The 26,328-nt window shown below is 43.1% G+C and carries 27 protein-coding genes and 1 riboswitch; of the genes, 21 read left to right on the top strand and 6 right to left on the bottom strand.

Annotated features, from left to right (window positions below):
• Positions 1–128: 128 nt before the first annotated feature.
• The 5 genes from liaF to tig all read left to right on the top strand — a co-directional run bounded on the left by liaF (position 129) and on the right by tig (position 4,496).
• A complete protein-coding gene (liaF, locus tag BWR56_RS01695; protein WP_076984333.1) occupies positions 129–827 on the top strand; it encodes a cell wall-active antibiotics response protein LiaF in 699 nt (232 codons plus the stop codon).
• Positions 824–1,822: an envelope stress sensor histidine kinase LiaS gene (locus tag BWR56_RS01700; protein ID WP_049504845.1), complete on the top strand. Its 999-nt coding sequence runs from the start codon at positions 824–826 to the stop codon at positions 1,820–1,822. Before liaF ends, BWR56_RS01700 begins: the two co-directional genes overlap by 4 nt.
• A 10-nt stretch (positions 1,823–1,832) precedes the next feature.
• Positions 1,833–2,465, top strand: a complete 633-nt coding sequence (locus tag BWR56_RS01705; protein WP_049504843.1) for a response regulator transcription factor — start codon at positions 1,833–1,835, stop codon at positions 2,463–2,465.
• Positions 2,466–3,122 carry a DNA alkylation repair protein gene (locus BWR56_RS01710; protein ID WP_049504841.1) on the top strand — a complete coding sequence of 219 codons (657 nt, stop codon included), beginning with the start codon at positions 2,466–2,468 and terminating at the stop codon, positions 3,120–3,122.
• Between the two features lie 90 nt (positions 3,123–3,212).
• Positions 3,213–4,496 (top strand): trigger factor, encoded by a 1,284-nt coding sequence (gene tig, locus BWR56_RS01715; protein ID WP_000116504.1) that lies wholly within the window; start codon positions 3,213–3,215, stop codon positions 4,494–4,496.
• A gap of 47 nt (positions 4,497–4,543) precedes the next feature.
• Here the strand turns inward: tig and recD2 are convergent, their stop codons facing one another.
• The 3 genes from recD2 to rnhC form a co-directional block, all read right to left on the bottom strand.
• Positions 4,544–6,913: an SF1B family DNA helicase RecD2 gene (gene recD2 / locus BWR56_RS01720; RefSeq protein ID WP_049504839.1), complete on the bottom strand. Its 2,370-nt coding sequence runs from the start codon at positions 6,911–6,913 to the stop codon at positions 4,544–4,546.
• A 128-nt stretch (positions 6,914–7,041) separates the two neighbouring features.
• The gene (gene lepB, locus BWR56_RS01725; protein ID WP_001083992.1) at positions 7,042–7,656 is read right to left on the bottom strand and encodes a signal peptidase I; all 615 of its coding nucleotides are present in this window, start codon (positions 7,654–7,656) and stop codon (positions 7,042–7,044) included.
• A 3-nt stretch (positions 7,657–7,659) separates the two neighbouring features.
• Complete coding sequence (gene rnhC, locus BWR56_RS01730; protein ID WP_049504837.1) at positions 7,660–8,541, bottom strand: ribonuclease HIII; 882 nt, start codon at positions 8,539–8,541, stop codon at positions 7,660–7,662.
• Between the two features lie 86 nt (positions 8,542–8,627).
• On the opposite strand from rnhC, the gene zapA reads away from it, so the two are divergent.
• From zapA to BWR56_RS01760, 6 genes are all read left to right on the top strand, one after another.
• Positions 8,628–8,930: a cell division protein ZapA gene (gene zapA / locus BWR56_RS01735; RefSeq protein WP_000002028.1), complete on the top strand. Its 303-nt coding sequence runs from the start codon at positions 8,628–8,630 to the stop codon at positions 8,928–8,930.
• Complete coding sequence (locus tag BWR56_RS01740) at positions 8,927–9,475, top strand: CvpA family protein (protein WP_000623539.1); 549 nt, start codon at positions 8,927–8,929, stop codon at positions 9,473–9,475. Before zapA ends, BWR56_RS01740 begins: the two co-directional genes overlap by 4 nt.
• Positions 9,476–9,575: 100 nt before the next feature.
• A complete protein-coding gene (locus tag BWR56_RS01745) occupies positions 9,576–11,912 on the top strand; it encodes an endonuclease MutS2 (RefSeq protein ID WP_076984334.1) in 2,337 nt (778 codons plus the stop codon).
• 168 nt (positions 11,913–12,080) lie between these two features.
• Positions 12,081–12,169: riboswitch (glycine riboswitch) on the top strand.
• 89 nt (positions 12,170–12,258) lie between these two features.
• Positions 12,259–13,581 (top strand): alanine/glycine:cation symporter family protein, encoded by a 1,323-nt coding sequence (locus BWR56_RS01750; protein WP_076984335.1) that lies wholly within the window; start codon positions 12,259–12,261, stop codon positions 13,579–13,581.
• A gap of 130 nt (positions 13,582–13,711) precedes the next feature.
• The gene (locus tag BWR56_RS01755; protein ID WP_000206775.1) at positions 13,712–14,260 is read left to right on the top strand and encodes a carboxymuconolactone decarboxylase family protein; all 549 of its coding nucleotides are present in this window, start codon (positions 13,712–13,714) and stop codon (positions 14,258–14,260) included.
• 110 nt (positions 14,261–14,370) lie between these two features.
• On the top strand, positions 14,371–15,270 hold the full coding sequence (locus BWR56_RS01760; protein ID WP_000735934.1) for a TDT family transporter: 900 nt from the start codon (positions 14,371–14,373) through the stop codon (positions 15,268–15,270).
• A 23-nt stretch (positions 15,271–15,293) separates the two neighbouring features.
• Here BWR56_RS01760 and serS read toward each other — a convergent pair whose 3' ends face one another.
• From serS to BWR56_RS01775, 3 genes are all read right to left on the bottom strand, one after another.
• Complete coding sequence (gene serS, locus BWR56_RS01765; RefSeq protein WP_049504830.1) at positions 15,294–16,568, bottom strand: serine--tRNA ligase; 1,275 nt, start codon at positions 16,566–16,568, stop codon at positions 15,294–15,296.
• Between the two features lie 213 nt (positions 16,569–16,781).
• Complete coding sequence (locus BWR56_RS01770; RefSeq protein WP_049504829.1) at positions 16,782–17,153, bottom strand: DUF956 family protein; 372 nt, start codon at positions 17,151–17,153, stop codon at positions 16,782–16,784.
• Positions 17,154–17,155: 2 nt separating this feature from the next.
• Positions 17,156–18,520: an aspartate kinase gene (locus BWR56_RS01775; protein WP_000869633.1), complete on the bottom strand. Its 1,365-nt coding sequence runs from the start codon at positions 18,518–18,520 to the stop codon at positions 17,156–17,158.
• Positions 18,521–18,802: 282 nt separating this feature from the next.
• Between BWR56_RS01775 and BWR56_RS01780 the strand changes: the two genes are divergently transcribed.
• The 10 genes from BWR56_RS01780 to fabZ all read left to right on the top strand — a co-directional run bounded on the left by BWR56_RS01780 (position 18,803) and on the right by fabZ (position 26,324).
• Entirely contained in the window at positions 18,803–19,588 is a 786-nt protein-coding gene (locus tag BWR56_RS01780; RefSeq protein ID WP_049504826.1) for an enoyl-CoA hydratase, read from the top strand.
• An 89-nt stretch (positions 19,589–19,677) separates the two neighbouring features.
• Positions 19,678–20,112 carry a fatty acid biosynthesis transcriptional regulator FabT gene (fabT, locus tag BWR56_RS01785; RefSeq protein ID WP_033630318.1) on the top strand — a complete coding sequence of 145 codons (435 nt, stop codon included), beginning with the start codon at positions 19,678–19,680 and terminating at the stop codon, positions 20,110–20,112.
• Positions 20,112–21,086: a beta-ketoacyl-ACP synthase III gene (locus tag BWR56_RS01790; protein WP_000852970.1), complete on the top strand. Its 975-nt coding sequence runs from the start codon at positions 20,112–20,114 to the stop codon at positions 21,084–21,086. Before fabT ends, BWR56_RS01790 begins: the two co-directional genes overlap by 1 nt.
• A gap of 57 nt (positions 21,087–21,143) precedes the next feature.
• The gene (locus BWR56_RS01795; protein ID WP_000257840.1) at positions 21,144–21,368 is read left to right on the top strand and encodes an acyl carrier protein; all 225 of its coding nucleotides are present in this window, start codon (positions 21,144–21,146) and stop codon (positions 21,366–21,368) included.
• 117 nt (positions 21,369–21,485) lie between these two features.
• Positions 21,486–22,460 (top strand): enoyl-[acyl-carrier-protein] reductase FabK, encoded by a 975-nt coding sequence (fabK, locus tag BWR56_RS01800; RefSeq protein ID WP_000857452.1) that lies wholly within the window; start codon positions 21,486–21,488, stop codon positions 22,458–22,460.
• The gene (fabD, locus tag BWR56_RS01805) at positions 22,453–23,373 is read left to right on the top strand and encodes an ACP S-malonyltransferase (RefSeq protein ID WP_071851556.1); all 921 of its coding nucleotides are present in this window, start codon (positions 22,453–22,455) and stop codon (positions 23,371–23,373) included. The genes fabK and fabD overlap by 8 nt, the downstream gene beginning before the upstream one ends.
• 45 nt (positions 23,374–23,418) lie before the next feature.
• The gene (fabG, locus tag BWR56_RS01810) at positions 23,419–24,150 is read left to right on the top strand and encodes a 3-oxoacyl-[acyl-carrier-protein] reductase (RefSeq protein ID WP_049504818.1); all 732 of its coding nucleotides are present in this window, start codon (positions 23,419–23,421) and stop codon (positions 24,148–24,150) included.
• Positions 24,151–24,178: 28 nt separating this feature from the next.
• Positions 24,179–25,414, top strand: coding sequence for a beta-ketoacyl-ACP synthase II (fabF, locus tag BWR56_RS01815; RefSeq protein WP_076984336.1), 1,236 nt, complete (start codon positions 24,179–24,181; stop codon positions 25,412–25,414).
• A 2-nt stretch (positions 25,415–25,416) separates the two neighbouring features.
• Positions 25,417–25,905: an acetyl-CoA carboxylase biotin carboxyl carrier protein gene (gene accB, locus BWR56_RS01820; protein ID WP_071851552.1), complete on the top strand. Its 489-nt coding sequence runs from the start codon at positions 25,417–25,419 to the stop codon at positions 25,903–25,905.
• Positions 25,902–26,324 (top strand): 3-hydroxyacyl-ACP dehydratase FabZ, encoded by a 423-nt coding sequence (fabZ, locus tag BWR56_RS01825; protein WP_000565515.1) that lies wholly within the window; start codon positions 25,902–25,904, stop codon positions 26,322–26,324. Before accB ends, fabZ begins: the two co-directional genes overlap by 4 nt.
• Positions 26,325–26,328 lie beyond the last annotated feature (4 nt).

Genomic DNA, 26,328 nt, shown 5'->3' on the forward strand with positions numbered 1-26,328 from the left:
TTTGTCAACTGTAGTGAGTTGATGAAACCTAGCTTATAGGAGCGATTTCTGTCCTATCTCCTTTTTCCATCCTCAGACCGAGGTGACTTTTTTGAATTGTGATAAAATAGAAGGGAGAGGATGCATCTATGAAAAAATTTCAAATCTTTTTATTTATTGAAGCCTGTCTGTTGACGGGAGCTCTGATTTTGATGGTATCAGAGCATTTTTCGCGTTTTTTGCTGATTCTATTCCTCTTTTTGCTTTTGCTTCGTTATTATACAGGTAAAGAGGGCAACAACGTTTTCCTCCTTGTGGCGACCATTCTTTTCTTTTTCATCGTCATGCTCAATCCCTTTGTGATTTTAGCCATCTTTGTAGCAGTTATCTATAGTCTTTTTCTTCTCTATCCGATGATGAATCAAGAAAGAGAGGATACGGATTTGGTCTTTGAAGAGGTGGTAACGGTTAAAAATGAACGCAATCCTTGGTTTGGCAATCTCCATCATTTCTCTAGTCACCAGACATGTCAATTTGACGATATCAACCTCTTTCGCCTCATGGGTAAGGACACCATTCATCTAGAAAGAGTTATCCTAACCAATCATGACAATGTCATTATCCTTAGAAAGATGATCGGAACGACTAGGATTATCGTACCTGTAGATGTGGAAATCAGCCTCAGTGTTAACTGTCTTTATGGAGATCTTACTTTCCTCCATCAACCTAAGCGAGCCCTTCGAAATGAACACTATCATCAGGAAACCAGAGACTATCTCAAGAGTAACAAGAGCGTCAAGATTTTCCTAACTACTATGGTTGGTGATGTGGAGGTGGTCAGAGGATGAAAAAGCAATCCTATCTGTTAATCGGCCTGACTTCTTTCCTCTTTATCCTCTTTTTGACTAATAGTTTACTTGATATTTTTGAATTAGGCTGGTCCTATTTGCTACAGGATATCGAGAAAACAGAGAAACTCATCTTCTTGATCTTGGTCTTTAGCCTTTCCATGACCTTCTTTTTTGTCCTCTTTTGGCGCGTGATGGAAGAAATTTCTCGCAGAAAAATGCAAGTCAATCTCAAGCGACTGCTAGCAGGAAAAGAGGTGGTTGCCTTTGCAGATCCAGACTTGGACGCCAGTTTTAAGTCCTTGTCTGGCAAGCTCAATCTCTTGACAGAAGCTGTTCAAAAGGCTGAAAATCAAAGCCTGGTCAAGGAAGAAGCAATCATCGAGAAAGAACGAAAGCGGATAGCACGTGACCTTCACGATACAGTTAGTCAGGAGTTGTTTGCGGCCCATATGATTTTATCAGGTGTCAGCCAGCAGGCTTTGAAGCTGGATAGAGAAAAGATGCAGACCCAGTTGCAAAGTGTCGCAGCTATCCTTGAAACAGCCCAGAAAGATTTGCGGGTCTTGCTCCTACATTTGCGACCTGTTGAGTTGGAAGAGAAGAGTTTGGTTGAGGGGATTCAAATCCTCTTAAAAGAGCTTGAGGACAAGAGTGATCTCAAGGTTAGTCTCAAGCAAAATGTGTCTAAATTGCCCAAGAAGATTGAAGAACATATCTTCCGTATTTTGCAGGAGTTGATCAGCAATACCCTTCGCCATGCCCAGGCCTCTTGTCTAGATGTCTACCTCTATCAGACAGATGTTGAAGTGCAGCTGAAGGTGGTGGATAATGGGATTGGTTTCCAGTTGGGGAGTTTAGACGACTTGAGTTATGGACTGCGAAATATCAAGGAGCGAGTCGAAGATATGGCAGGAACGGTTCAACTTTTGACAGCTCCAAAGCAAGGACTGGCGGTTGATATCCGTATTCCCCTGCTAGATAAGGAATCATAAAGGAGTAGAGATGAAAATTTTACTGGTAGATGACCATGAAATGGTCCGATTGGGCTTGAAAAGCTATTTTGATCTCCAAGACGATGTGGAAGTTGTGGGCGAGGCTGCCAACGGATCTCAAGGTATTGAGTTGGCCTTGGAATTGCGTCCAGATGTCATTGTCATGGATATCGTCATGCCTGAGATGAATGGGATTGACGCGACCTTAGCCATCCTGAAAGAATGGCCTGAAGCCAAGATTTTGATTATAACTTCTTACTTGGACAATGAAAAAATTATGCCGGTCTTGAATGCGGGTGCCAAAGGTTATATGCTCAAGACTTCTAGTGCAGACGAACTGCTTCATGCCGTCCGCAAGGTGGCTGCTGGCGAGCTGGCCATTGAACAAGAGGTCAGCAAGAAGGTTGAATACCACCGTAATCATATGGAGCTTCATGAGGAGCTGACTGCGCGTGAGCGAGACGTACTTCAACTCATCGCCAAGGGCTACGAAAATCAGCGGATTGCAGATGAACTCTTTATCTCTCTCAAGACGGTCAAGACCCATGTGTCCAACATCCTAGCCAAACTTGAGGTCAGTGATCGCACCCAGGCTGCGGTCTATGCCTTTCAGCACCACTTGGTCGGGCAGGAGGACTTTTAGATGAGTCTTGAAGATTTACTTGTGGAGCTAGAAGCAGCAAAAGACCCTGAGAAAGCAGGCCCAATGGAAGCCTATATGCGCCATCAATTTCCCTTTTTAGGTATTGCAGGTCCTGAAAGAAACGCCCTCTATAAAAAGTATTTTCCAAGCGCGAAAAAAACAAAGATGATCGATTGGGATTTTGTAGACACTTGCTGGGAAAAGGAACCTAGAGAATACCAATATGTGGCTGCCAACTATTTGAAAGCCATGCAGTCTTATCTAACGAAGGACGATTTGCCTAAACTTGAGCGTCTGGTCGTGACCAAGTCCTGGTGGGACAAGGTAGATATCCTAGATCGAGTAGTAGGAAGTTTAGTGGCTAACCATCCGGAACTTGAAGAAGTGATTTTAAAATGGAGCCTATCAGACAATATCTGGTTGAGGCGAGTCGCTATTGACCACCAGTTGTTAAGAAAAGAAAAAACAAATGTCCAACTGATGGAAAAGATCCTGGTCAACAATCTGGATCAGACAGAATTTTTCATCAACAAAGCTATCGGCTGGGCCCTAAGAGACTACTCTAAAACCAATCCCGAATGGGTAGCACTTTATATTGAGAAAAATAAGAAACGAATGGCTGAACTTAGTATCAAGGAAGCGAGCAAGTACCTCTAGCACTATTGAAAAGCGCATTCATTACTTGAAAAAAGTCGCTATCATATGGTATAATGGACTGTATTAAAAATTTTAAGGAGAAATGACAGAATGTCTGTATCATTTGAAAACAAAGAAACAAACCGTGGTGTCTTGACTTTCACAATCTCTCAAGACCAAATCAAACCAGAATTGGACCGTGTATTTAACTCAGTAAAGAAAACTCTTAACGTTCCTGGTTTCCGTAAAGGTCACCTTCCACGCCCTATCTTCGACCAAAAATTTGGTGAAGAAGCTCTTTATCAAGATGCAATGAACGCACTTTTGCCAAACGCTTATGAAGCTGCAGTAAAAGAAGCTGGTCTTGAAGTTGTTGCGCAACCAAAAATTGACGTGACTTCAATGGAAAAAGGTCAAGACTGGGTTATCACAGCTGAAGTCGTGACAAAACCTGAAGTAAAATTGGGTGACTACAAAAACCTTGAAGTATCAGTGGATGTAGAAAAAGAAGTGACAGACGCTGACGTTGAAGAACGTATCGAACGCGAACGCAACAACTTGGCTGAATTGGTTATCAAAGAAGGCGCTGCTGAAAATGGCGACACTGTTGTTATTGACTTCGTTGGTTCTATCGACGGTGTTGAATTTGACGGTGGAAAAGGTGAAAACTTCTCACTTGGACTTGGATCAGGTCAATTTATCCCTGGTTTTGAAGACCAATTGGTTGGACACTCAGCTGGTGAAACTGTTGATGTTATCGTAACATTCCCAGAAGACTACCAAGCTGAAGACCTTGCAGGTAAAGAAGCTAAATTCGTAACAACTATCCACGAAGTAAAAGCTAAAGAAGTTCCAGCTCTTGACGATGAACTTGCAAAAGATATCGACGAAGAAGTGGAAACTCTTGACGAATTGAAAGAAAAATACCGCAAAGAATTGACTGCTGCGAAAGAAGAAGCATACAAAGATGCCGTTGAAGGCGCAGCAATCGATAAAGCTGTAGAAAACGCTGAAATCGTAGAACTTCCAGAAGAAATGATCCATGAAGAAGTTCACCGCTCAGTAAATGAATTCCTCGGAAACTTGCAACGTCAAGGGATCAACCCTGACATGTACTTCCAAATCACAGGAACTACTCAAGAAGACCTTCACAAACAATACGAAGCAGAAGCTGAGTCACGTACGAAGACTAACCTTGTTATCGAAGCAGTTGCCAAAGCTGAAGGATTTGACGCTTCAGAAGAAGAAATCCAAAAAGAAATCGAGCAATTGGCAGCAGACTACAATATGGAAGTTGCACAAGTACAAAACTTGCTTTCAGCTGACATGTTGAAACACGATATCACTATCAAAAAAGCTGTTGAATTAATCACAAGCACTGCAACAGTAAAATAATCTTAAAAGAGAAAAAGCCCACCTGACTAGGTGGGCTTTCTGTTGCACTATTTGCCAAAAATCTCTTTGAGGTCTGCATCTGTAATCCCGATCATGGCTGGGATGCTAGACCAGTTTTCCTCGGTGAGGATGTAGGATTGTTCAGAGTCACTTGATGTGGCAGTTTCAGAGAAGGCTTGTTTACTTTCTTCAATATTAGTTTCAATTAAATCACTGAAACGCTCAATCAGATAGGTCTTGCGGGCAGTCCCGATATGCTTGACTGCATAGTCAAAGGCCTGTAATTCACCAAGAAGGATGAGCTTGCTCTTGGCCCGTGTAATGGCTGTGTAGATGAGATTTCGCTCCAGCATGCGCTTGCTAGCACTGGTGATGGGCAGGATGACAACAGGAAACTCGCTTCCCTGAGACTTATGAATACTCATGGCATAGGCTAGTCGAATTTTGTACCATTCATTACGTGGGTAGACGACTTCATTGCCATCAAAATCAATGACAATCTCGTCTTGTTTGGACTCGGTATATTTTCCAGGAATCAGGTCTGTGATGTAGCCTAGATCTCCGTTAAAGACATTGACTTCAGCGTCGTTGACTAGGTGGATAACCTTGTCTCCTGTTCGATAGTGACACTGAGTTGCTTCAAAGCTAACTTGCCCCTTTTGCTGAGGATTGAGCAGGTCTTGCATGAGTTGGTTGATGGCGTCAATACCAGCAGTTCCTCGATACATAGGCGCTAGCACCTGAATATCACGAGCCGGAATGCCACTTCTGAGGGCAGCGCCGAGGATTTTCTCAATGGTAGCTGGGATATGGCCACTAGCGATTTCAAAGTAGGAACGGTCTGCCTTTTTCTGGGTAAAGTCGGCTGGCAAGATGCCTTGTCGAATCTGACTCGCCAAGGTAACGATAGTTGATTCTTCGCTCTGACGGTAAATTCGTTCCAAGCGAGTCTGAGGAATCAGGGGTATCTGGAGCAGGTCAGCCAGGACTTGTCCGGGACTAACAGAAGGTAACTGGTCGCTATCACCTACGATGAGAATTTTACTGTTAGAAGAGATGTTGGAGAAAAGTTGGTTGGCTAGCCAAGTGTCCACCATGGAAAACTCATCTACAATGATAAAATCGGCATCCAGATAATCTTCCAGATGACTGGTATCATCGTCTCCTGTCATCCCCAAATGACGGTGTATGGTCGCGCTAGGCAAACCTGTTAATTCATTCATGCGCCGAGCCGCTCGACCAGTTGGAGCTGCTAGAAGGATCGGCAGATTGCTTTTTTTCCTGAGATCAAGTCCTTCTAAAAGGGCATAAACAGCGATAATCCCATTGATAACAGTCGTCTTACCAGTACCAGGTCCACCTGTTAGGATAAAGACCTTGTTCTGGATAGCGTCGCAGATAGCCTGTTTTTGGATGCTATCGTACTGAATCCCCAGTTCTTGCTCGACAGTAGCGATATGCTTGTGAATGGTTTCTAGATCTTGGCTCTTCTGTTTTCCTTTTTCAAGGATACTAACCAAGTGACTGCGAATGCCTTCCTCAGCGAAAAAGAGGCTGTTATCAAAGATTTTAGTATCAATCTGCTGAACCTTATCTTCTTCGATCAGATGAGATAATTCCTGAGCGACTTGGCTGGGATCGAGTTCCACGGGACGGGAAGATTCGAGAAGAGTCAGGGTTTGTTCCAGCAAATCTCGGGCTTCCATATAGGTATCGCCCGTATCCATACATCCCTGAAAAAGACTATGAACAAGACCAGCACGGAAGCGTTCAGGAGCTTGACTTTCGATGCCTAGTTCTGCAGCCAATTGGTCAGCAATGGTAAAGCCCAAACCCTTGATATCTTCGACCAGTTGGTAGGGGTAGTTTTCGACAATATCCAGCGTTTCTTCCTTGTAAAAGTCTTGAATCTGAAAAGCTAGTTTATTGGGAATGCCGTAGTTAGCTAGTTTAGCTAAGACCATCTCCGTTCCGTAGTTAAGACGAAGAGTGGAAACAAAAGCCTCACGGTTTTTGGCAGAGAGTCCTGAGATACCTTCTAGCTTTTCAGGATGTTCCAGAATTTCATCAATGGTATTGTCACCATAGCTATCAACGATTTTTTGGGCCGTTTTGAGACCAATTCCCTTGAAATGGCTACTAGAAAAGTACTTGACTAGACCCTTACTAGTGGGTTTTGCCCGCTCATAACGACTGATCTGTAGCTGTTCCCCATACTTGGAGTGCTGAACGATTTGTCCCCAAAAAGTGTAGTCTTCACCCTCAATCACGTCCGCCATAGTTCCTGTAACAATGATTTCAAAATCGTCAAAGTCCTCCGCATTGGTATCTTCGATATCTAGGAGGAGAATGCGATAAAAATTACTGGGATTTTCAAAAATAATCCGTTCAATGGTGCCTGAAAAATAAACTTCCATAGGTTTCCTTTACATGAGTTCGTGAGAATTGGTCTCTTAGCAACTTTGAAAAAACTAGATGACTAAAAGGTTTATTCTCACAATAGAAAAAGAGACTGAGACTTAGCATTCTCGGCCTCTTCCTTATCTTAAAAAGTTCCGATACGGTTAAGTGGCCAGAAACGGAATTTTGCTTCACCTTTTATATCGCTGGCCTTGAAGGTACCAACGTGGCGGCTGTCGCTAGAGACTAGACGATCGTCACCAAGGAGAAGGTACTCACCTTGAGGGACAGTAAAGCTGAAGCTGGTGTTGGAATTGACATCAACCGTAAAGGCTTGTGCTTTTTGAGCAAGTTCTCTAAAGTAAACTCCCTTATTGCCTTCAAATCCTTTGCCAGTATAGGTGTTCTGCAACTTTTCTGTTTTGAACAAGTTGAGGTACTCAGCTAGGTAAGGTTCATTCGTTTCTTCACCGTTGATAAAGAGTTTGTCATTTTCGTAGCGGATGGTATCACCAGGCATGCCGATAACCCTTTTGACAATGTCTTTATTTCCGTCTTCCTCATGCGCAACCACGATGTCGAAGCGGTCAATTGGGAGATGTTTAACAACGAAGAGAACTTCTCCGTCGGCTAGGGTAGGGTCCATAGAGTGTCCTTCTACACGGACATTGCTCCAAAGAAAGATACGGCTAAGACCGACCAGTGCGATAATGAGGAAGAAAACTCCCCATTCTTTTAGAAATGTTTTAAACGAATTCATAATTTACCTTTCTAGAAGTGTTTTGGCTTTTTCAGTGTTTTTAAAATGCAGTTTGGCACAGAAACGAAGTCCTTTCATGCCATAGGCTTGAAGGATTTTGCTAGCAACCTTATCAGATGCAGTTCCAGCGCCGCTTGGCAGTTGATAGCCTAGTTCTCGTCCAAGATTTTCCAAGTTTTCGAGGAAGAGGTCACGAGCGATGATGGAGCTAACTGCAACAGCCAGGTATTTTCCCTCGGCTTTTTCTTCTAAGCTAATTTTGTTTGGAAAACGGTTAGCTTCTTGCGCCAAGTACTTGTTATAGTTTTTAGGACTTGTAAAAGCGTCAATCACGATTTTTTCTGGCTGGACTCCTTTTTGAAGGAGAAGAAAGATAGCCTGATTGTGAAGGGCAACCTTTACAGAAACAGCATTGTAACGCTCACCGATAACTTCATTATACTTGCTAGGTGAAAGGAGGAGCGCTTGGTGCTGGATTTTTTCCTTGAGGATTGGGGCAATCTGACGAATCTTTTGGTCTGTCAGAGTCTTAGAATCCCCCACACCCAGTTTTCGCAAGAAGTCATGCTGGTCAGGTGTTACGAAGGAAGCCACGACAGCCAACCCACCAAAGTAGGAACCATTTCCCACCTCATCGGTCCCAATCATAGGAAAATCTTGACCACTGTTTTCTTGTTGAACTTGATAACCAAAGAAACTAGCGTATTGCTCAGCAGCTTCGCCCTGCAGGAGGACTTTTCCAGAAGTATAGATGGAAACCGTTGCCTGAGGAAAGCGCAAAAAATAGCGGATATAGGGATTTTTACTAGGACTGAGAGCCTTCTGATACTGACTTAAAAAGCTCTGAATTTCCTGTTCACTTGGTGTGAGTGTGATACTTGCCATAGTCTCTATTGTACCACAAAAGTAGGAGAATTGGTAAAAACTGACAAAGTTAGCGAAATTTGGTATAATATCGTGAGGTGAATTTTATGGCAAATCTAAATCGATATAAGTTTACATTCGGGAAAAAGACATTAACCTTGACAACCGAGCATGACAACCTCTTTATGGAGGAAATTGCCAAGGTTGCGACTGAAAAATACCAAGCAATTAAAGAACAAATGCCTGGGGCGGATGATGAGACCATTGCGCTTCTTTTGGCGGTCAACTGTCTTTCTACACAGCTCAATCGTGAAATTGAATTTGATGACAAGGAGCAAGAGTTGTTAGAACTCCGCCACAAGTTAATTGCTGTCAAACAAGAACAGAGCAAGATTGAGGATTCCCTATGATTTCAATCCTACTCTTATTGGTTCTGGCTTGGGGCTTTTACATCGGCTACCGTAGAGGTTTGGTCCTGCAAGTTTATTATTTCCTCGTGGCAGTGATTTCAGCCTTTGTTGCGGGACAGTTTTATAAATCACTGGGTGACCACTTTCACTTGCTTGTCCCTTATGCCAATCCTCAGGAAGGACAGGGCACCTTTTTCTTCCCTTCAGACCAGCTGTTTCACCTAGACAAGGTCTTTTATGCGGGCCTAGCCTACCTTTTAGTTTTTGGGATTTGCTACACTATCGGACGTTTTATCGGTTTGTTCCTGCACTTGATTCCAACTAAAAAGCTTGATGTCAAATGGTTGCGTATCGGATCAGGCCTTTTGTCTCTATTGGTAACCTTATTTGTCTTGCAAATGGCTTTGACCATCCTTGCAACAGTGCCTCTGGCAGTCATTCAAAATTCACTCGAAAAAAGTATAGTAGCCAAACATATCATCCAAAGTGTCCCTTTTACGACAAACCTTATCAAACAACTTTGGGTGACAAATTTAATCGGATAAAAAGGGCGGGATTTTTTCTAGCCCTTTGTTTACAGATTGGACGACTAGGTCAAAACCTCTAGTTGCTATAATCTTGTAAACCAGCATACAAGGAAAAAATATGAATACAAAAATACTAGAAACCTTAGAATTTAATAAAATCAAGGCCTTGTTTGAACCTCATCTCCTGACTGAGCAAGGATTAGAGGAGCTAAAAGGCTTGGCTCCAACTGCCAAGGTGGATAAGATCAATCAAGCCTTTACAGAGATGGAGGAAATGCAAGCTCTATTTGTGGAGCAACCTCACTTTACCATCCTAGCGACGCGTGAGATATCAGCGGTTTGTAAGCGTCTGGAGATGGGAGCGGACCTCAATATTGAGGAGTTCCTGCTCCTCAAACGGGTCTTGCTTGCTAGCAGAGAGTTGCAAAGTTTTTATGCCAATCTTGAAAATGTACGCTTGGAACAGTTGGCGAGATGGTTTGAAAAACTGCATGAGTTTCCACACTTGCAAGGAAGTCTCCAAGCTCTAAATGATGCAGGATTTATCGAAAATTTCGCCAGTGAAGAGCTAGCACGCATCCGTCGGAAAATCCATGATAGCGAGAGTCAAGTTCGAGATGTCTTGCAAGACTTGCTCAAGCAAAAAGCGCAGATGTTGACGGAAGGAATAATCGCTAGCAGAAATGGCCGTCAAGTTTTACCAGTAAAGAACACCTATCGCAATAAGATTGCAGGTGTTGTCCATGACATCTCTGCCAGTGGAAACACGGTCTACATCGAGCCACGTGAGGTGGTCAAGCTGAGCGAAGAAATCGCTAGTCTGCGAGCTGACGAACGCTATGAGATGATTCGCATCCTGCAGGAACTCTCAGAACGCGTTCGTCCTCATGCTGCAGAGATTGCTAATGACGCTTGGATTATCGGCCATCTAGACTTGATTCGTGCCAAGGTGCGTTTTATTCAAGAAATGCAAGCGGTCGTTCCTCAACTTTCAGAGAACCAAGAGCTTCAACTCCTTCATGTTCGCCATCCTTTGGTCAAAAATGCAGTGGCAAACGATGTACACTTTGGTAAGGAATTAACGGCCATTGTCATTACAGGTCCCAATACAGGTGGGAAGACCATCATGCTCAAAACCTTGGGTTTGACTCAACTCATGGCCCAGTCAGGCTTGCCCATTTTAGCTGATAAGGGGAGCCGTGTTGGTATTTTCGAAGAAATCTTCGCAGATATTGGGGATGAGCAGTCTATCGAGCAAAGCTTGTCTACCTTCTCGAGCCACATGACCAATATCGTAGATATTCTTGGCAAGGTCAACCAAGACTCTCTTTTATTACTAGATGAGCTTGGCGCAGGTACCGATCCGCAGGAAGGTGCTGCCCTTGCTATGGCTATTTTGGAGGATCTTCGTCTGCGTCAGGTTAAGACCATGGCGACAACCCACTATCCAGAACTCAAGGCCTACGGTATCGAGACAGCCTTTGTGCAAAATGCCAGCATGGAGTTTGATACTGCCAGTCTGCGTCCGACCTATCGCTTTATGCAGGGAGTTCCTGGCCGAAGCAATGCCTTTGAAATTGCCAAACGCCTAGGCTTGTCAGATGTCATTGTCGGGGATGCCAGCCAGCAGGTCAACCAAGACAATGATGTCAACCGCATCATTGAACAATTGGAAGAGCAAACGCTTGAAAGTCGCAAACGCTTGGACAATATCCGTGAGGTCGAGCAAGAAAACCTCAAGATGAACCGAGCACTCAAAAAACTCTACAACGAACTCAATCGTGAAAAGGAAACTGAGCTCAACAAGGCGCGTGAACAAGCAGCCGAGATTGTGGAACTCGCTCTAAGTGAGAGTGACCAGATTCTTAAGAACCTCCACAGTAAGTCTCAACTCAAACCCCACGAAATCATTGAAGCCAAGGCAGAGCTGAAAAAACTAGCTCCTGAAAAAGTCGACTTATCTAAAAACAAGGTCCTTCAAAAGGCTAAGAAAAAACGAGCTCCGAAGGTGGGAGATGATATAGTGGTTCTCAGTTATGGACAACGTGGAACCTTGACCAAGCAGCTCAAGGACGGCCGTTGGGAAGCCCAAGTTGGTTTGATCAAGATGACCTTGGAAGAGAAAGAATTTGACCTTGTTCAGGCTCAGCAAGAAGCCCCAGTCAAGAAAAAACAAGTCAATGTCGTCAAACGTACATCTGGACGTGGTCCACAAGCCAGACTGGATCTCCGAGGCAAACGGTACGAAGAAGCCATGAATGAGCTGGACGCCTTTATTGACCAAGCCCTGCTTAATAATATGGCTCAGGTAGACATTATCCATGGTATCGGAACAGGAGTCATCCGTGAGGGCGTCACTAAATACCTACAAAGAAACAAGCATGTCAAGAGTTTCGGCTATGCTCCACAAAATGCTGGAGGCAGTGGTGCAACTATTGTGACCTTTAAAGGATAGAGAGAAGAAGGATTCGCTCTTTCTGAAAAAAGAAGTGAAAAGTCAAAAATTTTCATAGAATATATTGACAAAAGCTAACTTTTCTTGTAGAATAATAAAAAATTAAATACCAACACCGAATGAAGTTTAATAGAAGTGGAGAAAGGTTTGTTTTCCATGACTGTAAATGGACGGAACTCTGGAGAGACCGTAAAGGCACCGAAGGGGCAAGGCAGGCAACTGCTCAAACTCTCAGGTAAAAGGACAGAGCTAGGATAGACCGCTTTTTGGCATTTATCTAAGCATTCCAGAGTACATGTATCTTGCATGTGCTCTTTCTTTTGGGGTTGAAAGATAGGAGAAGGATATGTTAGAATTGCTAAAAGCGCTTGATGCTTTCGTTTGGGGGCCTCCCCTCTTGATCTTATTGGTCGGAACGGGTATCTATTTGACCATCCGACTGGGCCTTTTGCAGATAGCTCGTCTCCCAAAGGCCTTTCAGTTGATCTTTACCAAGGACAAGGGGCACGGCGATGTGTCGAGCTTTGCTGCTCTCTGTACGGCTCTAGCAGCCACAGTTGGTACGGGAAATATCATCGGGGTAGCGACAGCCATTAAGGTTGGAGGACCAGGGGCCCTCTTTTGGATGTGGATGGCGGCCTTCTTTGGGATGGCGACCAAATATGCCGAAGGCTTGCTGGCCATCAAATACCGTACTAAGGATGCAAATGGAGCTGTAGCTGGAGGACCCATGCATTACATCCTTTTGGGGATGGGAGAAAAGTGGCGTCCACTTGCTATCTTCTTTGCCCTAGCGGGTGTATTGGTAGCCCTTCTAGGGATTGGTACCTTTACCCAAGTCAATTCAATTACAGAATCTATCCAAAATACAGCTCAAATTAATCCAGCTATCACAGCTCTCGTTTTATCTGTTTTTGTAGGGATTGCCGTCTTTGGTGGCCTCAAATCCATATCAAAAGTTTCGACAGCAGTGGTTCCTTTTATGGCTATTGTCTATATTTTAGGAACTCTTACAGTTATTCTCTTTAATATCGAGAAAATCCCAGCCACACTTGTACTGATCTTTACTTCAGCCTTTAGCCCAGTAGCCGCGGTAGGTGGTTTTGCAGGTGCCAGTATTCGGATGGCTATCCAGAATGGTGTGGCGCGAGGAGTCTTTTCTAACGAATCTGGTCTTGGTTCAGCTCCCATTGCAGCGGCTGCAGCTAAGACTAATGAGCCTGTCGAGCAAGGCTTGATTTCCATGACAGGAACCTTTATTGATACTTTGATTATCTGTACTCTGACAGGTCTGACAATCTTGGTAACTGGGGTTTGGAGTGGTGATTTGAATGGAGTTGCCTTGACCCAGTCAGCCTTTTCAACAGTTTTTTCACACTTTGGACCTGCTCTTTTGACCATCTTCCTTGTGCTCTTTGCCTTTACGACGATCCTCGGATGGAACTACTACGGAGAGCGCTGTTTTGAGTTTCTCTTTGGTGTTCGTTTTATCTGGCTTTACCGTGTAGTCTTTGTAGTCATGGTCTTGTTGGGAGGATTTATCGAGTTGGATATGGTTTGGATTATCGCAGATATCGTCAACGCCTTGATGGCTCTGCCAAACTTGATTGCCCTCTTGGTCTTGTCGCCAGTCGTCATTGCTGAGACTAAAAAGTATTTTAAATACTAACCCAATCACACTTTTAGTGTGATTTTTTCATTTCATAGACATTTCCTATCAAGGCGATTGAAAATATATATTATCCAAGTGGAAAATTCTATGATAGACTAAATGACAATAAAATGAAAAGAGGTTTCTTATGACAACATTTACCATCCACACAGTAGAATCAGCACCAGCAGAAGTAAAAGAAGTTCTTGAAACAGTACAAAAAGATAACAATGGCTATATTCCCAACCTAATCGGTCTCTTGGCTAACGCTCCTACCGCGCTTGAAGCCTACCGAACTGTCGGAGCCATCAACCGTCGCAATAGCTTAACACCAGTAGAGCGTGAAGTAGTGCAAATCACGGCAGCCGTAACCAATGGTTGCGCTTTCTGCGTGGCTGGACATACTGCCTTTTCAATCAAACAAATCCAGATGAATGATGATCTTCTCCAAGCCCTTCGCAACCGCACTCCGATTGAAACAGATCCAAAACTAGATACTCTAGCTAAGTTTACCTTGGCGGTCATCAATACCAAAGGGCGTGTAGGAGATGAAGCCTTGGCTGAATTTTTGCAAGCTGGTTACACGCAACAAAATGCCTTGGATGTGGTTCTCGGTGTTAGTCTTGCTAGCCTTTGTAACTATGCAAACAACCTAGCCAATACGCCAATTAATCCAGAATTGCAACCTTATGCCTAGTTCAAATCAGAAAGAAAAAATGAAGACTGAGCAATCCAGTCTTCATTTTTCTATGCTATTTTAAGCGCTTTTATGCTATACTAATAATAACATGATTATTGGAGGCTCGGATGAAAAAGCTCCCCTTAGTATTCTCTGGCTGTTTATTAGGTTTAGCAGGTGCAGGAAATCTGATTGCAGATACTTTGCCTGTTCTGTCGCATTTATTGAGTCTGACTGGTCTAGTGTTGTGGATTTTCTTTCTTGTTGTTCATCTTTTTAATTGGGAAGAAACCAAGCAAGAATTGACCAGACCCCCTCTTTTATCTGGGATGGCCACCTTTCCCATGGCTGGGATGATTTTATCGACCTATGTCTTTCGCGTATTCCCTGCTCTTCCTATAGTAGCACAAGGAATCTGGTGGTTTTCCTTTCTCTTGGATTTGGCGTTGATTGCTACTTTCACCATCAAATTTACCTGTCCGGGTCGGAGGGTCAATGCGACTCCAAGCTGGACGGTGCTCTATGTGGGGATAGCAGTAGCGGCCTTGACCTATCCTCTGGTAGGCATTATTGAGATTGCCTATGCGACCTTGAGTTTTGGTTTTGTCTTGACCTTCTATCTCTATCCGCTTATTTATAGCGATTTAAAGAAAGATCCACTCCCAGTGGCCTTGCTTGGACAGGAAGGAATCTACTGTGCTCCCTTTTCTCTACTCTTGGCTTCTCTAGTTCGAGTTGGAGGAGCAAGCCTACCGACTTGGCTCTTGATTGTCATGATTTTGGCATCTCAATCCTTCTTTTTCTTTGTTTTAACCCGCCTACCCAATATTTTAAAACAAGGATTTCAACCAGCCTTCTCAGCCCTAACCTTCCCAACCATTATCACAGCTACTTCGCTCAAGATGGCTCAGGGAATTTTGAAACTTCCATTTCTGGATTATCTGGTCTTGGCTGAAACCGTTATTTGCCTCACTATTTTATTCTTTGTCTTGGGTGCTTATCTGATTTGGTTACGAAAAAAGGTCTAGCTAGAAATAGCTAGGCCTTATTTTTATGGTTTGATAACTTCAGCGCCACCCATGTATGGACGAAGTGCTTCTGGAATAGTTACAGAACCATCTGCATTTTGATAGTTCTCAAGAATAGCAGCAACCGTACGTCCAACTGCAAGTCCAGAACCGTTCAAGGTGTGAAGGAGTTTAACCTTGCCATCGGCTTCATCACGGTAACGGATTTGGGCACGACGGGCTTGGAAATCTTCTGTATTTGAACAGCTTGAGATTTCACGATAGGTATTTTGGGCTGGAATCCAAACTTCCAAGTCATAAGTCTTAGCAGCTGAGAAGCCCATGTCTCCAGTAGAGAGCGCAACGACACGGTATGGAAGGTTGAGCTTTTGAAGAATATTTTCAGCGTTGGCTGTCATTTTTTCCAATTCTTCATAAGATTCTTCTGGTTTGGCAAATTTGACCATTTCAACCTTGTGGAATTGGTGCAAACGAATCAAGCCACGTGTATCACGACCAGCTGAACCAGCCTCAGAACGGAAAGATGGACTCATAGCGGTAAAGTAGATTGGTAGGTCTTTACCGTCAAGGATTTCATCACGGTAGTAGTTTGTAAGAGGAACTTCAGCTGTAGGGATGAGGACATAACTAGTGTCTTTCAATTCAAAAGTATCATCCTTAAATTTTGGATAATTTCCGGTACCAAACATAGAATCATGGTTAACCATGTAAGGTGTGATAACTTCCGTATAGCCCTCTTTACCATGCTCATCCAACATAAAGTTGTAGATAGCACGTTCCAAACGAGCCCCAAGACCTTTATAGAAGAGGAAGCGAGCGCCCGTTACCTTACCACCGCGTTCCCAGTCAAGGATACCAAGGTCTTCACCAAGATCCCAGTGAGCTTTTGGTTCAAAGTCAAACTCGCGTGGGCTACCCCAACGGCGAACTTCCACATTGTCATCTTCATCCACTCCGATAGGAACACTGTCAGCAGGGATATTTGGAAGAGTAGTGGTGAATTCTGTCAATTTAGCATCGATGTCTGCCAATTCAGCATCCAAGGCTTTGACTTCAGCAGATAGGGTTTGCATTGCAGCAATCTTGTCATCGACATTTTCCTTGTTGCGCTTGGCTTGGGCAATCTCAGCAGAAACAGTGTTACGTTCTGCTTTGAGAGTTTCAACCTTGACCAAGATGTCACGACGTTTAGCATCGATTTTTTTCATCTCATTCAAGATAGCAGCATCTACACCACGTGTAGCTAATTTTTCAGCGACAGCATCAAAATCTGTGCGAATACGTTTAATATCTAACATAGGAACTCCTTTATGAAAAAAGCACACCTGACAAAGTGTTGGAGTGGCAGGGCCACGGTTCCATCCAACTTCACAGGTGTGCACTTGATTCTGTATTTAATTGTGAATAACGGTAGAATTTCACCTATCCCTCCTATCTGCTCGCAGCACCCGCAGACTTTCTGAAAGAAGGAGATAACCTACTTATCCGTTGCTATGATTATACTAAAGTTTCTACTTTTTTGCAAATAGATTTTTAAGTTTTTTTCCAATGGTCTGGAGTAGAGTCGGAAGTTTCACAACCTTTTCGTTTCCTAATTTTTCCCGAGCGATTTTTAGGATAGCTCCAGAGTCTTTTGAAGCAAAGAGGAATTTTCCTTGATCGGTGAAGACTTCAAAGTGGCGGCTGATCTTGCGACCACTTACGTTGGCTCCGATTTGCTGAATGCTGGACCAGGGGATTTGAATATATTGTTCGACATTGACATCAGGATAAAACTCTAAGGCTTGATCCCCAACTAAAAATTTTCCAACTTTTCCAGAGATAGAGAGGTAAGATGTCCCAGTAGTTTGGAGGTCAATGACTTGATTGAGTGATTGGGCCATGATTAGTCTTCCTTACTTTCATCGAAAAAGGCATGGTAGAGAGCCTTGATAGCGGCCTTTTCTTGCTCTTTATTGACAACAAACATGATGGAAACCTCACTTGAACCTTGGGACATCATCTGGATGTTGATTTTATTCTCAGACAAAGCCCGTGTTGCAGTAGCAGTTACCCCGATATGGCTCTTCATCTTTTCTCCGACAATCATAATGATTGAGAGGTCATGTTCGATTTCAGCATGGTCCACTTCAGCTTTTTGAACAAGTTGACGTAGAATTTCTTCTTCTTTGATAGGAGTTAATTCACGGGATCGGAGGATGATTGAAAGATCGTCGATACCTGTAGGCATGTGTTCCCAACCGATATTGAGGTCCTCAAGGATTTGCAGAACCTTGCGACCAAATCCGACTTCGCGGTTCATGAGGTATTTAGACATGTTTATGCTGACGAATCCTGAGTCACCTGCAATCCCTACTACTGGGAATTTATCACTACTGTGTTCTAAAACAATGCGTGTTCCTGGGTGGTCAGGGTTGTTGGTATTCTTGATGACAAGAGGAATTTTTCCTCGGTAGGCAGGAAGAAGGGCTTCGTCATGAAGAACTGAAAATCCAGCGTAAGCCAACTCACGCATTTCACGGTAGGTTAATTCAGGAATGGAGTGTGGTTGGTGGATAATACCAGGATGGGCAGCAAAGATACCATCTACGTCTGTAAAGTTCTCATAGAGATCAGCCTTAACACCTGCTGCAATGATAGAACCTGTGATATCTGAACCTCCACGTGAAAAAGTACAGATTTGATTTTCTTTAGTCACACCAAAGAAACCAGGGATGACAAGGACTTCGTTGCTATCAGCCAAGCCTTCAATCTTGTCATAACTAGATGGGATGATGCGTGCGTTTCCTGGTTCACTTGTGACAACAATTCCAGCTTCTCTTGGGTGAACATAGCGTGCATCGATACCGTTTTGGTTAAAGTAGGCTGCAATCAATTTGGCATTGTTATTTTCTCCAGCCGCTAGGAAGGTATCATAGAGAAATTCATTGTCCTCTATAGGAAGAGTTGCCAAGGCACGAATACTTTTAGAGATTTTTTCTAAAACAGCAGGTTTTAACCCTAGTTCACTAACCATAGCGGCATAACGGTCAATGATCCAGCTTTGGCTAGCACTGATGTCATTTCCAGCCACATAGTCGCGATAGTATTTAATCAAGGCATCAGTCACCTTGGTATCTTCAGCATTGCGTTTCCCGGGTGCAGAAACGACTACAAAACGGCGCTCTTTATCACTTTTAACGATATTTAAAACTTTTTCTAACTGACCAGCAGAGGCAAGCGAGCTTCCACCAAATTTTACAACCTTCATAAGGACTCCTCAAGTAAGTATTTTATACGATTATAGCAGAAAGAGGGGCATTTTTCAATGAAGAAAATAACTTCCTATTATAATAGAAGAAAACACTAACTTATTCTGAAAAGCGATAACCGTTTAAAAGTAAGGGTGTCAAATTTTACTCAGACTCATAAATGATGGGTTAATAATCAGCTGAGACACTTTCCTTTAGTTTTTCCTTGCCTCTTTATCCAAAAAAAGGTATACTTTGATGATAAAACAATTTTGTTGCCTTATAAAAGAAAAGGAGAAGCTATGAATCATATCTTATATCAGATCGTAGATGATCTTGCTATCATTACTTTGAATCGTCCCGAAGTGGCAAATGGTTTCCATATCCCAATGTGTGAGGAAATTTTAGAAGCTTTGACTCTAGCGGAGCAGGATCAAGCTGTGCAGTTCATCTTGATTAATGCGAATGGGAAGGTCTTTTCAGTTGGAGGAGACTTGGTTGAGATGAAACGCGCAGTGGACGAAGATGATATCCCATCTTTGAATAAGATTGCAGAATTAGTCAATACAATTTCTTTTAAAATCAAGCAAATTCCTAAACCTATTTTGATGGAGGTAGATGGAGCGGTCGCTGGTGCCGCAGCAAATATGGCGGTAGCAGTTGATTTTTGTTTGGCGACTGACAAGGCAAAATTTATCCAAGCCTTTGTCGGAGTGGGCTTGGCGCCAGACGCTGGTGGGATTCATCTCTTGAGTCGTAGCATCGGGGTAACACGAGCTGCACAACTTGCCATGACAGGTGAAGCCTTAACTGCTGAAAAAGCGCTAGAATGGGGCGTGGTATACCGTGTTTGTGAAGTTGACAAATTAGAAAAAACAAGAGAACAAGTTCTGAAAAAATTAAGAAGAGGTTCAGCAAACTCATACGCAGCGATTAAAAAGTTAGTTTGGGAAAGTCAATTTAAGGATTGGCAGAATTATGCTGAATTAGAATTGAAACTACAAGAATCGTTATCTCTAACTGAAGATTTTAAAGAAGGAGTTCGAGCGCATTCTGAAAGAAGAAGACCAAAATTTACAGGAATGTAAAAAAATACTTGCACAATTTTTTGAAGTTTGATATACTTCTTTTATCAAATGCTTTGATTGTGAAAGTTTTTTAGAAGGAGGGAAACGATTTGGACTACCAACAAGTAAATGATTATCTAACATCTATTTTTAACAATGTCCTTGTGATCGAGGAGGTTAGCTTACGAGGTAGTCGATTCAAAGACATCTCCATCAAAGAAATGCACACGATCGATGTGATTGGGAAGTTCCCGGAGGCAACACCAAGCAAGGTTTCAAAGGAACTGATGGTAACTCTTGGAACGGTTACAACTAGCTTGAATAACCTGGAAAGAAAAGGTTATATTGAGCGTATTCGTTCTGATCAGGATAGACGTGTGGTCTATCTGCATTTGACCAAGAAAGGTCGGTTAGTCCATCGTCTTCATAGACGTTTTCACAAGGCAATGGTCGAAAAAATCATCGATGGCATGAGTCCTGAGGAAATAGAAGTTATGGGTAGAGGATTAATCAATCTTTATCAATTTTTGGAGGATTTGAAATAATGGCTTTTGCAAAAATAAGCCAGGTTGCTCATTATGTTCCAGAGCAAGTGGTCACTAATCATGACTTAGCCCAAATCATGGACACAAGCGATGAGTGGATTTCAAGTCGGACAGGAATTAAACAGAGACATATTTCAAAAACAGAGTCTACAAGTGACTTGGCGACAGAAGTAGCTAAGAGCTTGTTGGCTAAAGGGAGCTTAACAGCGGATCAGATTGATTTTATCATTGTAGCGACGATTACCCCAGACTCGATGATGCCTTCCACAGCAGCTCGAGTTCAGGCAAATATCGGAGCGCACAGAGCTTTCGCCTTTGATCTGACAGCAGCTTGCAGTGGCTTTGTATTCGCTCTTTCAACTGCAGAAAAATTTTTAAGTTCTGGACAGTTCAAAAAAGGGATTGTTATCGGGGCTGAGACCTTATCCAAGGCAGTTGACTGGTCAGATCGTTCAACAGCTGTTCTCTTTGGGGATGGTGCTGGTGGGGTTCTCTTGGAAGCGAGCGAAACACGTCACTTCCTTGTGGAAAGTCTCTATACGGATGGCTCTCGGAGCGAGTGTTTGACCTATGGTCAAACGGCTTTGGCTTCTCCTTTCTCAGATCAAGAAGCAGTTCCTGCTTTTTTGAAGATGGATGGACGAGCAGTTTTTGATTTTGCAAATCGTGATGTTGCTAGGTCGATCAAAGAAACCATTGAAAATGGTCCAATCGCAGCATCGGAATTGGATTATCTCTTGCTTCATCAGGCAAATATCCGCATTTTGGATAAGATGGCTAAGAAGATCGGCGTAGACCGAGACAAGCTTCCTGCCAATATGATGGAGTATGGAAATACCAGTGCAGCAAGTATCCCGATTTTGCTATCAGAGTGTGTGGAGAATGGCATGATTCGTTTAGATGGTAGCCAGACGATTCTCCTATCAGGCTTCGGTGGAGGTTTGACATGGGGCACACTCATTCTTACAATCTAGGTAATCATGTGGTAAACACATAGTTATAAATTTTTTATATTTTAAAGGAGTCCTATCATGGCAGTATTTGAAAAAGTACAAGAAATTATCGTTGAAGAACTTGGGAAAGACGCATCAGAAGTAACACTTGAATCTACTTTTGATGATTTGGATGCAGATTCATTGGACTTGTTCCAAGTAATCTCTGAAATCGAAGATGCTTTCGATATCCAAATCGAAGCAGAAGATAACTTGAAAACAGTTGGTGACTTGGTTGCCTACGTTGAAGAGCAAACAAAATAATTAACATATTACTAGAAGGAGTAGGGGAAACCCACTCCCTCTTGTTTAGGTAATAGTTTGAAACTCAAATGATAAACTCATCGAACTATTACGTAAGCAAGGAATGATGGAGGCACTATGAAAACACGTATTACAGAATTATTGAACATTGATTATCCTATCTTTCAAGGAGGAATGGCCTGGGTTGCTGATGGTGACTTGGCTGGTGCAGTATCAAAAGCTGGTGGTCTAGGGATCATCGGTGGTGGGAATGCACCGAAAGAGGTCGTAAAGGCTAATATCGATAAAATCAAATCACTTACGGACAAACCTTTTGGTGTCAACATCATGCTCTTGTCACCTTTTGTAGAAGACATCGTTGATCTCGTGATTGAAGAAGGGGTCAAGGTGGTGACAACTGGTGCAGGAAATCCAAGTAAATACATGACTCGTTTCCATGATGCAGGAATTACTGTTATTCCTGTTGTTCCAAGTGTTGCTTTGGCAAAACGCATGGAAAAAATTGGTGCAGATGCAGTTATTGCAGAAGGAATGGAAGCCGGTGGGCATATTGGTAAATTAACGACGATGACCTTGGTTCGCCAAGTTGCTGCAGCTGTTTCAATTCCAGTTATCGCAGCTGGAGGAATTGCGGACGGTGAAGGTGTCGCTGCAGGCTTTATGCTTGGTGCTGAGGCCGTTCAAGTTGGTACGCGTTTCGTAGTAGCTAAGGAATCTAACGCCCATCCAAAATACAAGGAAAAAATCTTAAAAGCGCGTGATATTGATACGACTATTTCCGCTCAACACTTTGGACATGCTGTTCGTGCCATTAAAAACCAATTGACACGTGACTTTGAGCAGGCTGAAAAGGATGCCTTTAAACAAGAAAATCCAGATTTAGAAATCTTTGAACAAATGGGGGCTGGTGCTCTTGCTAAAGCCGTTGTTCATGGAGATGTAGAAGGTGGATCTGTCATGGCAGGTCAGATCGCTGGTTTGGTTTCTAAAGAGGAAACTGTCGAAGAAATCCTAAAAGATCTATACTATGGCGCAGCCAAAAAAATTCAAGAAGAAGCCTCTCGTTGGGCAGGAGTTGTAAGAAATGACTAAAACAGCCTTTCTATTTGCGGGTCAAGGTGCTCAGTATCTAGGAATGGGTCGTGATCTCTATGATCGCTATCCTATCGTCAAGGAAACAATTGACCAAGCCAGTCAGGTTTTGGGTTATGATCTTCGTGACTTGATTGATAAGGAAGAAACCAAGTTAAACCAGACTCGATATACGCAGCCAGCTATTTTAGCGACTTCGGTTGCTATTTACCGACTATTGAAAGAAAAGGGTTACCAGCCAGATATGGTAGCAGGATTGTCTCTTGGGGAATATTCTGCTCTTGTAGCAAGTGGTGCCTTGGACTTTGAGGATGCAGTTGCCTTGGTTGCTAAACGTGGTGCTTATATGGAAGAAGCTGCACCTGCAGGCTCTGGGAAGATGGTTGCCGTTCTTAATACTCCGGTTGAAGTGATTGAGGAAGCTTGTGAAACAGCCTCTAAAGTTGGAGTAGTGACTCCAGCCAACTACAACACCCCAAGCCAAATCGTTATCGGTGGTGAGGTGGCTGCAGTTGACCGCGCAGTTGAACTCTTGCAGGAAGCAGGAGCAAAACGATTGATTCCTTTAAATGTATCGGGTCCTTTCCATACAGCCCTACTTGAGCCAGCCAGTCAGCAACTAGCTGGAGCTCTTGAGGGAGTAAGTTTCGCTGATTTCACTTGCCCACTAGTTGGCAATACGGAAGCTGCTGTTATGGAAAAAGGTCGAATCCAAGAGCTTTTGACGCGTCAGGTCAAAGAACCTGTTCGTTTTTATGAAAGTATTGCTGTGATGCAGGATGCTGGGGTAACCAACTTTATTGAAATTGGTCCTGGTAAGATCCTATCAGGCTTTGTCAAAAAAATCGATAAAACAGCTCAGCTAGCTAACGTTGAAGACCAAGCAAGCTTGGATGCTTTGTTAGGAAACTAATGATCCCTTCTCCCACAAAATACAACAGGAAATAGGAGAAATAGAATGCAACTTACAAACAAAAATGTCTTTGTAACAGGTTCAAGTCGTGGTATCGGACTTGCCATTGCTCACAAATTTGCCCAACTAGGCGCTAATGTAGTTTTGAATAGTCGCGGAGCAATCTCAGAAGAATTGCTGGCTGAGCTTTCAAACTATGGTGTCAAAGTAGTACCGATTTCAGGTGATGTTTCAGACTTTGCAGATGCCAAGCGTATGGTAGATCAAGCGATTGCAGAACTCGGTTCTGTTGATGTATTGGTCAACAATGCTGGGATCACTCAAGATACGCTTATGCTCAAGATGACCGAAGAAGACTTTGAAAAAGTGATTAAGATCAACTTGACAGGTGCTTTCAACATGACGCAAGCAGTCTTGAAACAGATGATCAAGGCACGTGAAGGTGCGATCATCAACATGTCTAGTGTGGTCGGTTTGATGGGAAATATCGGACAAGCCAACTATGCAGCTTCTAAAGCAGGTTTGATTGGTTTTACCAAGTCAGTTGCACGTGAAGTTGCCAATCGTAATGTGCGCGTAAATGCTCTTGCACCAGGAATGATCGAGTCTGATATGACTGCTGTTTTGTCTGATAAGGTCAAGGAAGCGACATTGGCCCAAATCCCAATGAAACATTTCGGACAAGCAGAACATATCGCAGATGCTACAGTGTTCCTGGCTGGACAGGATTATTTGACTGGACAAGTTCTCGCTGTTGATGGCGGACTTAGCATGTAAAAAATAAGGAAAGATATAGGTAAGACAGATGAAACTAAATCGAGTTGTAGTAACAGGTTACGGATTGACCTCTCCTATCGGAAATACTCCAGAAGAATTTTGGAACAGTTTGCAAACTGGGAAGATTGGAATTGGAGAAATCACTAAGTTTGACCACAGTGAATTTGCTGTGCACAATGCGGCAGAAGTTCAAGATTTTCCATTTGATAAATACTTTGTCAAAAAAGATACCAACCGTTTTGACAACTATTCTTTGTATGCCTTGTATGCGGCTCAAGAAGCGGTGACAAATGCAAATCTTGATGTAGAAGCAATTGATAAAGATCGCTTTGGTGTCATCGTGGCTTCTGGTATTGGGGGAATTAAAGAAATCGAAGATCAGGTTATCCGTCTTCATGAAAAAGGTCCAAAACGCGTTAAACCAATGACACTTCCAAAAGCTTTGCCAAACATGGCTTCAGGAAATGTTGCCATGCGTTTCGGAGCAAACGGTATCTGTAAATCAATCAATACAGCCTGTGCCTCATCAAACGATGCCATTGGGGATGCCTTCCGCTCTATCAAGTTTGGTTTCCAAGATGTCATGTTAGTTGGTGGTTCAGAATCATCTATCACTCCTTTTGCTATCGCTGGTTTCCAAGCATTGACTGCCCTATCAACTACAGAGGATCCAACTCGTGCTTCTATCCCATTTGACAAAGATCGTAATGGTTTTGTGATGGGAGAAGGTTCAGGGATGTTGGTTCTTGAAAGTCTTGAACATGCTGAAAAACGTGGCGCAACTATCTTGGCTGAAGTAGTTGGCTACGGTAATACCTGTGATGCTTACCATATGACTTCACCTCATCCAGAGGGTCAAGGTGCGATTAAGGCTATGAAGTTGGCTTTGGAAGAAGCAGAAATTTCTCCAGCGCAAGTGGCTTACGTCAATGCCCACGGAACTTCAACTCCTGCAAATGAAAAAGGAGAAAGTGGTGCGATCGTAGCTGTTCTTGGTAAAGAAGTACCTGTATCTTCAACCAAGTCCTTTACAGGACACTTACTTGGTGCTGCAGGAGCGGTAGAAGCAATTGCTACCATCGAAGCTATGCGTCATAACTATGTACCAATGACGGCTGGAACAAGTGAGTTATCAGACTATATCGAAGCCAATGTCGTTTATGGACAAGGCTTGGAGCAAGAAATCCCTTATGCTATTTCAAACACTTTTGGTTTTGGTGGACACAATGCGGTTCTTGCTTTCAAACGTTGGGAGAATAAATAATTATGAATTTAAATGAGATCAAGGACTTGATGGCTCAATTTGACCAATCAAGTTTGAGAGAATTTTCTTATAAAAACGGAACGGACGAATTGCAGTTCAGTAAGAATGAAGCAAGAATGGCTTCTGAAGCACCAACTCAAGTTGTTCCAGCGCCAGCTGCAGTAGCTGCAAGTCCAGTAGTTTCTGCCCCTTCAACTCCAGTAGATAGTCCAGTAGAAGAAGCACCAGCACCAGCTAAAACGACGGTTGCTCCAGAGGGTGATGTTGTTGAAAGTCCACTTGTAGGGGTGGCTTACCTGGCCGCTGGACCAGATAAACCTGCCTTTGTCACAGTCGGAGACAGTGTTAAAAAAGGTCAGACTTTGGTGATTATCGAAGCCATGAAGGTTATGAATGAAATTCCTGCACCTAAGGATGGTGTGGTGACAGAAATTCTCGTTTCAAATGAAGAAATGGTTGAGTTCGGTAAAGGATTGGTACGTATCAAATGATCGATATTCAAGGAATCAAAGAAGCTCTACCCCATCGCTACCCCATGCTCCTAGTGGATCGTGTCTTGGAAGTGAGCGAGGATACCATTGTTGCCATTAAAAATGTGACCATCAACGAACCTTTCTTCAATGGGCATTTTCCTCAATACCCAGTCATGCCAGGTGTTCTTATCATGGAGGCCTTGGCTCAGACTGCTGGTGTCTTGGAATTGTCCAAACCTGAAAATAAAGGGAAACTGGTCTTCTATGCTGGCATGGACAAGGTTAAGTTCAAGAAGCAAGTTGTACCAGGTGACCAATTAGTCATGACGGCTACTTTTGTTAAACGTCGTGGTACGATTGCTGTGGTTGAAGCGAAGGCTGAAGTAGATGGTAAGCTTGCAGCGAGTGGTACTCTTACCTTTGCAATTGGAAACTAAGGAG

This window comes from Streptococcus oralis (assembly GCF_001983955.1).
In the GTDB taxonomy this organism is placed as follows: Bacteria; Bacillota; Bacilli; order Lactobacillales; family Streptococcaceae; genus Streptococcus; species Streptococcus jiangnanensis.

What these genes read in the sequence shown, in the direction of transcription:
- liaF (WP_076984333.1), top strand. Translation starts at nt 129, where the DNA reads ATGAAAAAATTTCAAATCTTTTTATTTATTGAAGCCTGTCTGTTGACG.
- BWR56_RS01700 (WP_049504845.1), top strand. Translation starts at nt 824, where the DNA reads ATGAAAAAGCAATCCTATCTGTTAATCGGCCTGACTTCTTTCCTCTTT.
- BWR56_RS01705 (WP_049504843.1), top strand. Translation starts at nt 1,833, where the DNA reads ATGAAAATTTTACTGGTAGATGACCATGAAATGGTCCGATTGGGCTTG.
- BWR56_RS01710 (WP_049504841.1), top strand. Translation starts at nt 2,466, where the DNA reads ATGAGTCTTGAAGATTTACTTGTGGAGCTAGAAGCAGCAAAAGACCCT.
- tig (WP_000116504.1), top strand. Translation starts at nt 3,213, where the DNA reads ATGTCTGTATCATTTGAAAACAAAGAAACAAACCGTGGTGTCTTGACT.
- recD2 (WP_049504839.1), bottom strand. Translation starts at nt 6,913, where the DNA reads ATGGAAGTTTATTTTTCAGGCACCATTGAACGGATTATTTTTGAAAAT.
- lepB (WP_001083992.1), bottom strand. Translation starts at nt 7,656, where the DNA reads ATGAATTCGTTTAAAACATTTCTAAAAGAATGGGGAGTTTTCTTCCTC.
- rnhC (WP_049504837.1), bottom strand. Translation starts at nt 8,541, where the DNA reads ATGGCAAGTATCACACTCACACCAAGTGAACAGGAAATTCAGAGCTTT.
- zapA (WP_000002028.1), top strand. Translation starts at nt 8,628, where the DNA reads ATGGCAAATCTAAATCGATATAAGTTTACATTCGGGAAAAAGACATTA.
- BWR56_RS01740 (WP_000623539.1), top strand. Translation starts at nt 8,927, where the DNA reads ATGATTTCAATCCTACTCTTATTGGTTCTGGCTTGGGGCTTTTACATC.
- BWR56_RS01745 (WP_076984334.1), top strand. Translation starts at nt 9,576, where the DNA reads ATGAATACAAAAATACTAGAAACCTTAGAATTTAATAAAATCAAGGCC.
- BWR56_RS01750 (WP_076984335.1), top strand. Translation starts at nt 12,259, where the DNA reads ATGTTAGAATTGCTAAAAGCGCTTGATGCTTTCGTTTGGGGGCCTCCC.
- BWR56_RS01755 (WP_000206775.1), top strand. Translation starts at nt 13,712, where the DNA reads ATGACAACATTTACCATCCACACAGTAGAATCAGCACCAGCAGAAGTA.
- BWR56_RS01760 (WP_000735934.1), top strand. Translation starts at nt 14,371, where the DNA reads ATGAAAAAGCTCCCCTTAGTATTCTCTGGCTGTTTATTAGGTTTAGCA.
- serS (WP_049504830.1), bottom strand. Translation starts at nt 16,568, where the DNA reads ATGTTAGATATTAAACGTATTCGCACAGATTTTGATGCTGTCGCTGAA.
- BWR56_RS01770 (WP_049504829.1), bottom strand. Translation starts at nt 17,153, where the DNA reads ATGGCCCAATCACTCAATCAAGTCATTGACCTCCAAACTACTGGGACA.
- BWR56_RS01775 (WP_000869633.1), bottom strand. Translation starts at nt 18,520, where the DNA reads ATGAAGGTTGTAAAATTTGGTGGAAGCTCGCTTGCCTCTGCTGGTCAG.
- BWR56_RS01780 (WP_049504826.1), top strand. Translation starts at nt 18,803, where the DNA reads ATGAATCATATCTTATATCAGATCGTAGATGATCTTGCTATCATTACT.
- BWR56_RS01790 (WP_000852970.1), top strand. Translation starts at nt 20,112, where the DNA reads ATGGCTTTTGCAAAAATAAGCCAGGTTGCTCATTATGTTCCAGAGCAA.
- BWR56_RS01795 (WP_000257840.1), top strand. Translation starts at nt 21,144, where the DNA reads ATGGCAGTATTTGAAAAAGTACAAGAAATTATCGTTGAAGAACTTGGG.
- fabK (WP_000857452.1), top strand. Translation starts at nt 21,486, where the DNA reads ATGAAAACACGTATTACAGAATTATTGAACATTGATTATCCTATCTTT.
- fabD (WP_071851556.1), top strand. Translation starts at nt 22,453, where the DNA reads ATGACTAAAACAGCCTTTCTATTTGCGGGTCAAGGTGCTCAGTATCTA.
- fabG (WP_049504818.1), top strand. Translation starts at nt 23,419, where the DNA reads ATGCAACTTACAAACAAAAATGTCTTTGTAACAGGTTCAAGTCGTGGT.
- fabF (WP_076984336.1), top strand. Translation starts at nt 24,179, where the DNA reads ATGAAACTAAATCGAGTTGTAGTAACAGGTTACGGATTGACCTCTCCT.
- accB (WP_071851552.1), top strand. Translation starts at nt 25,417, where the DNA reads ATGAATTTAAATGAGATCAAGGACTTGATGGCTCAATTTGACCAATCA.
- fabZ (WP_000565515.1), top strand. Translation starts at nt 25,902, where the DNA reads ATGATCGATATTCAAGGAATCAAAGAAGCTCTACCCCATCGCTACCCC.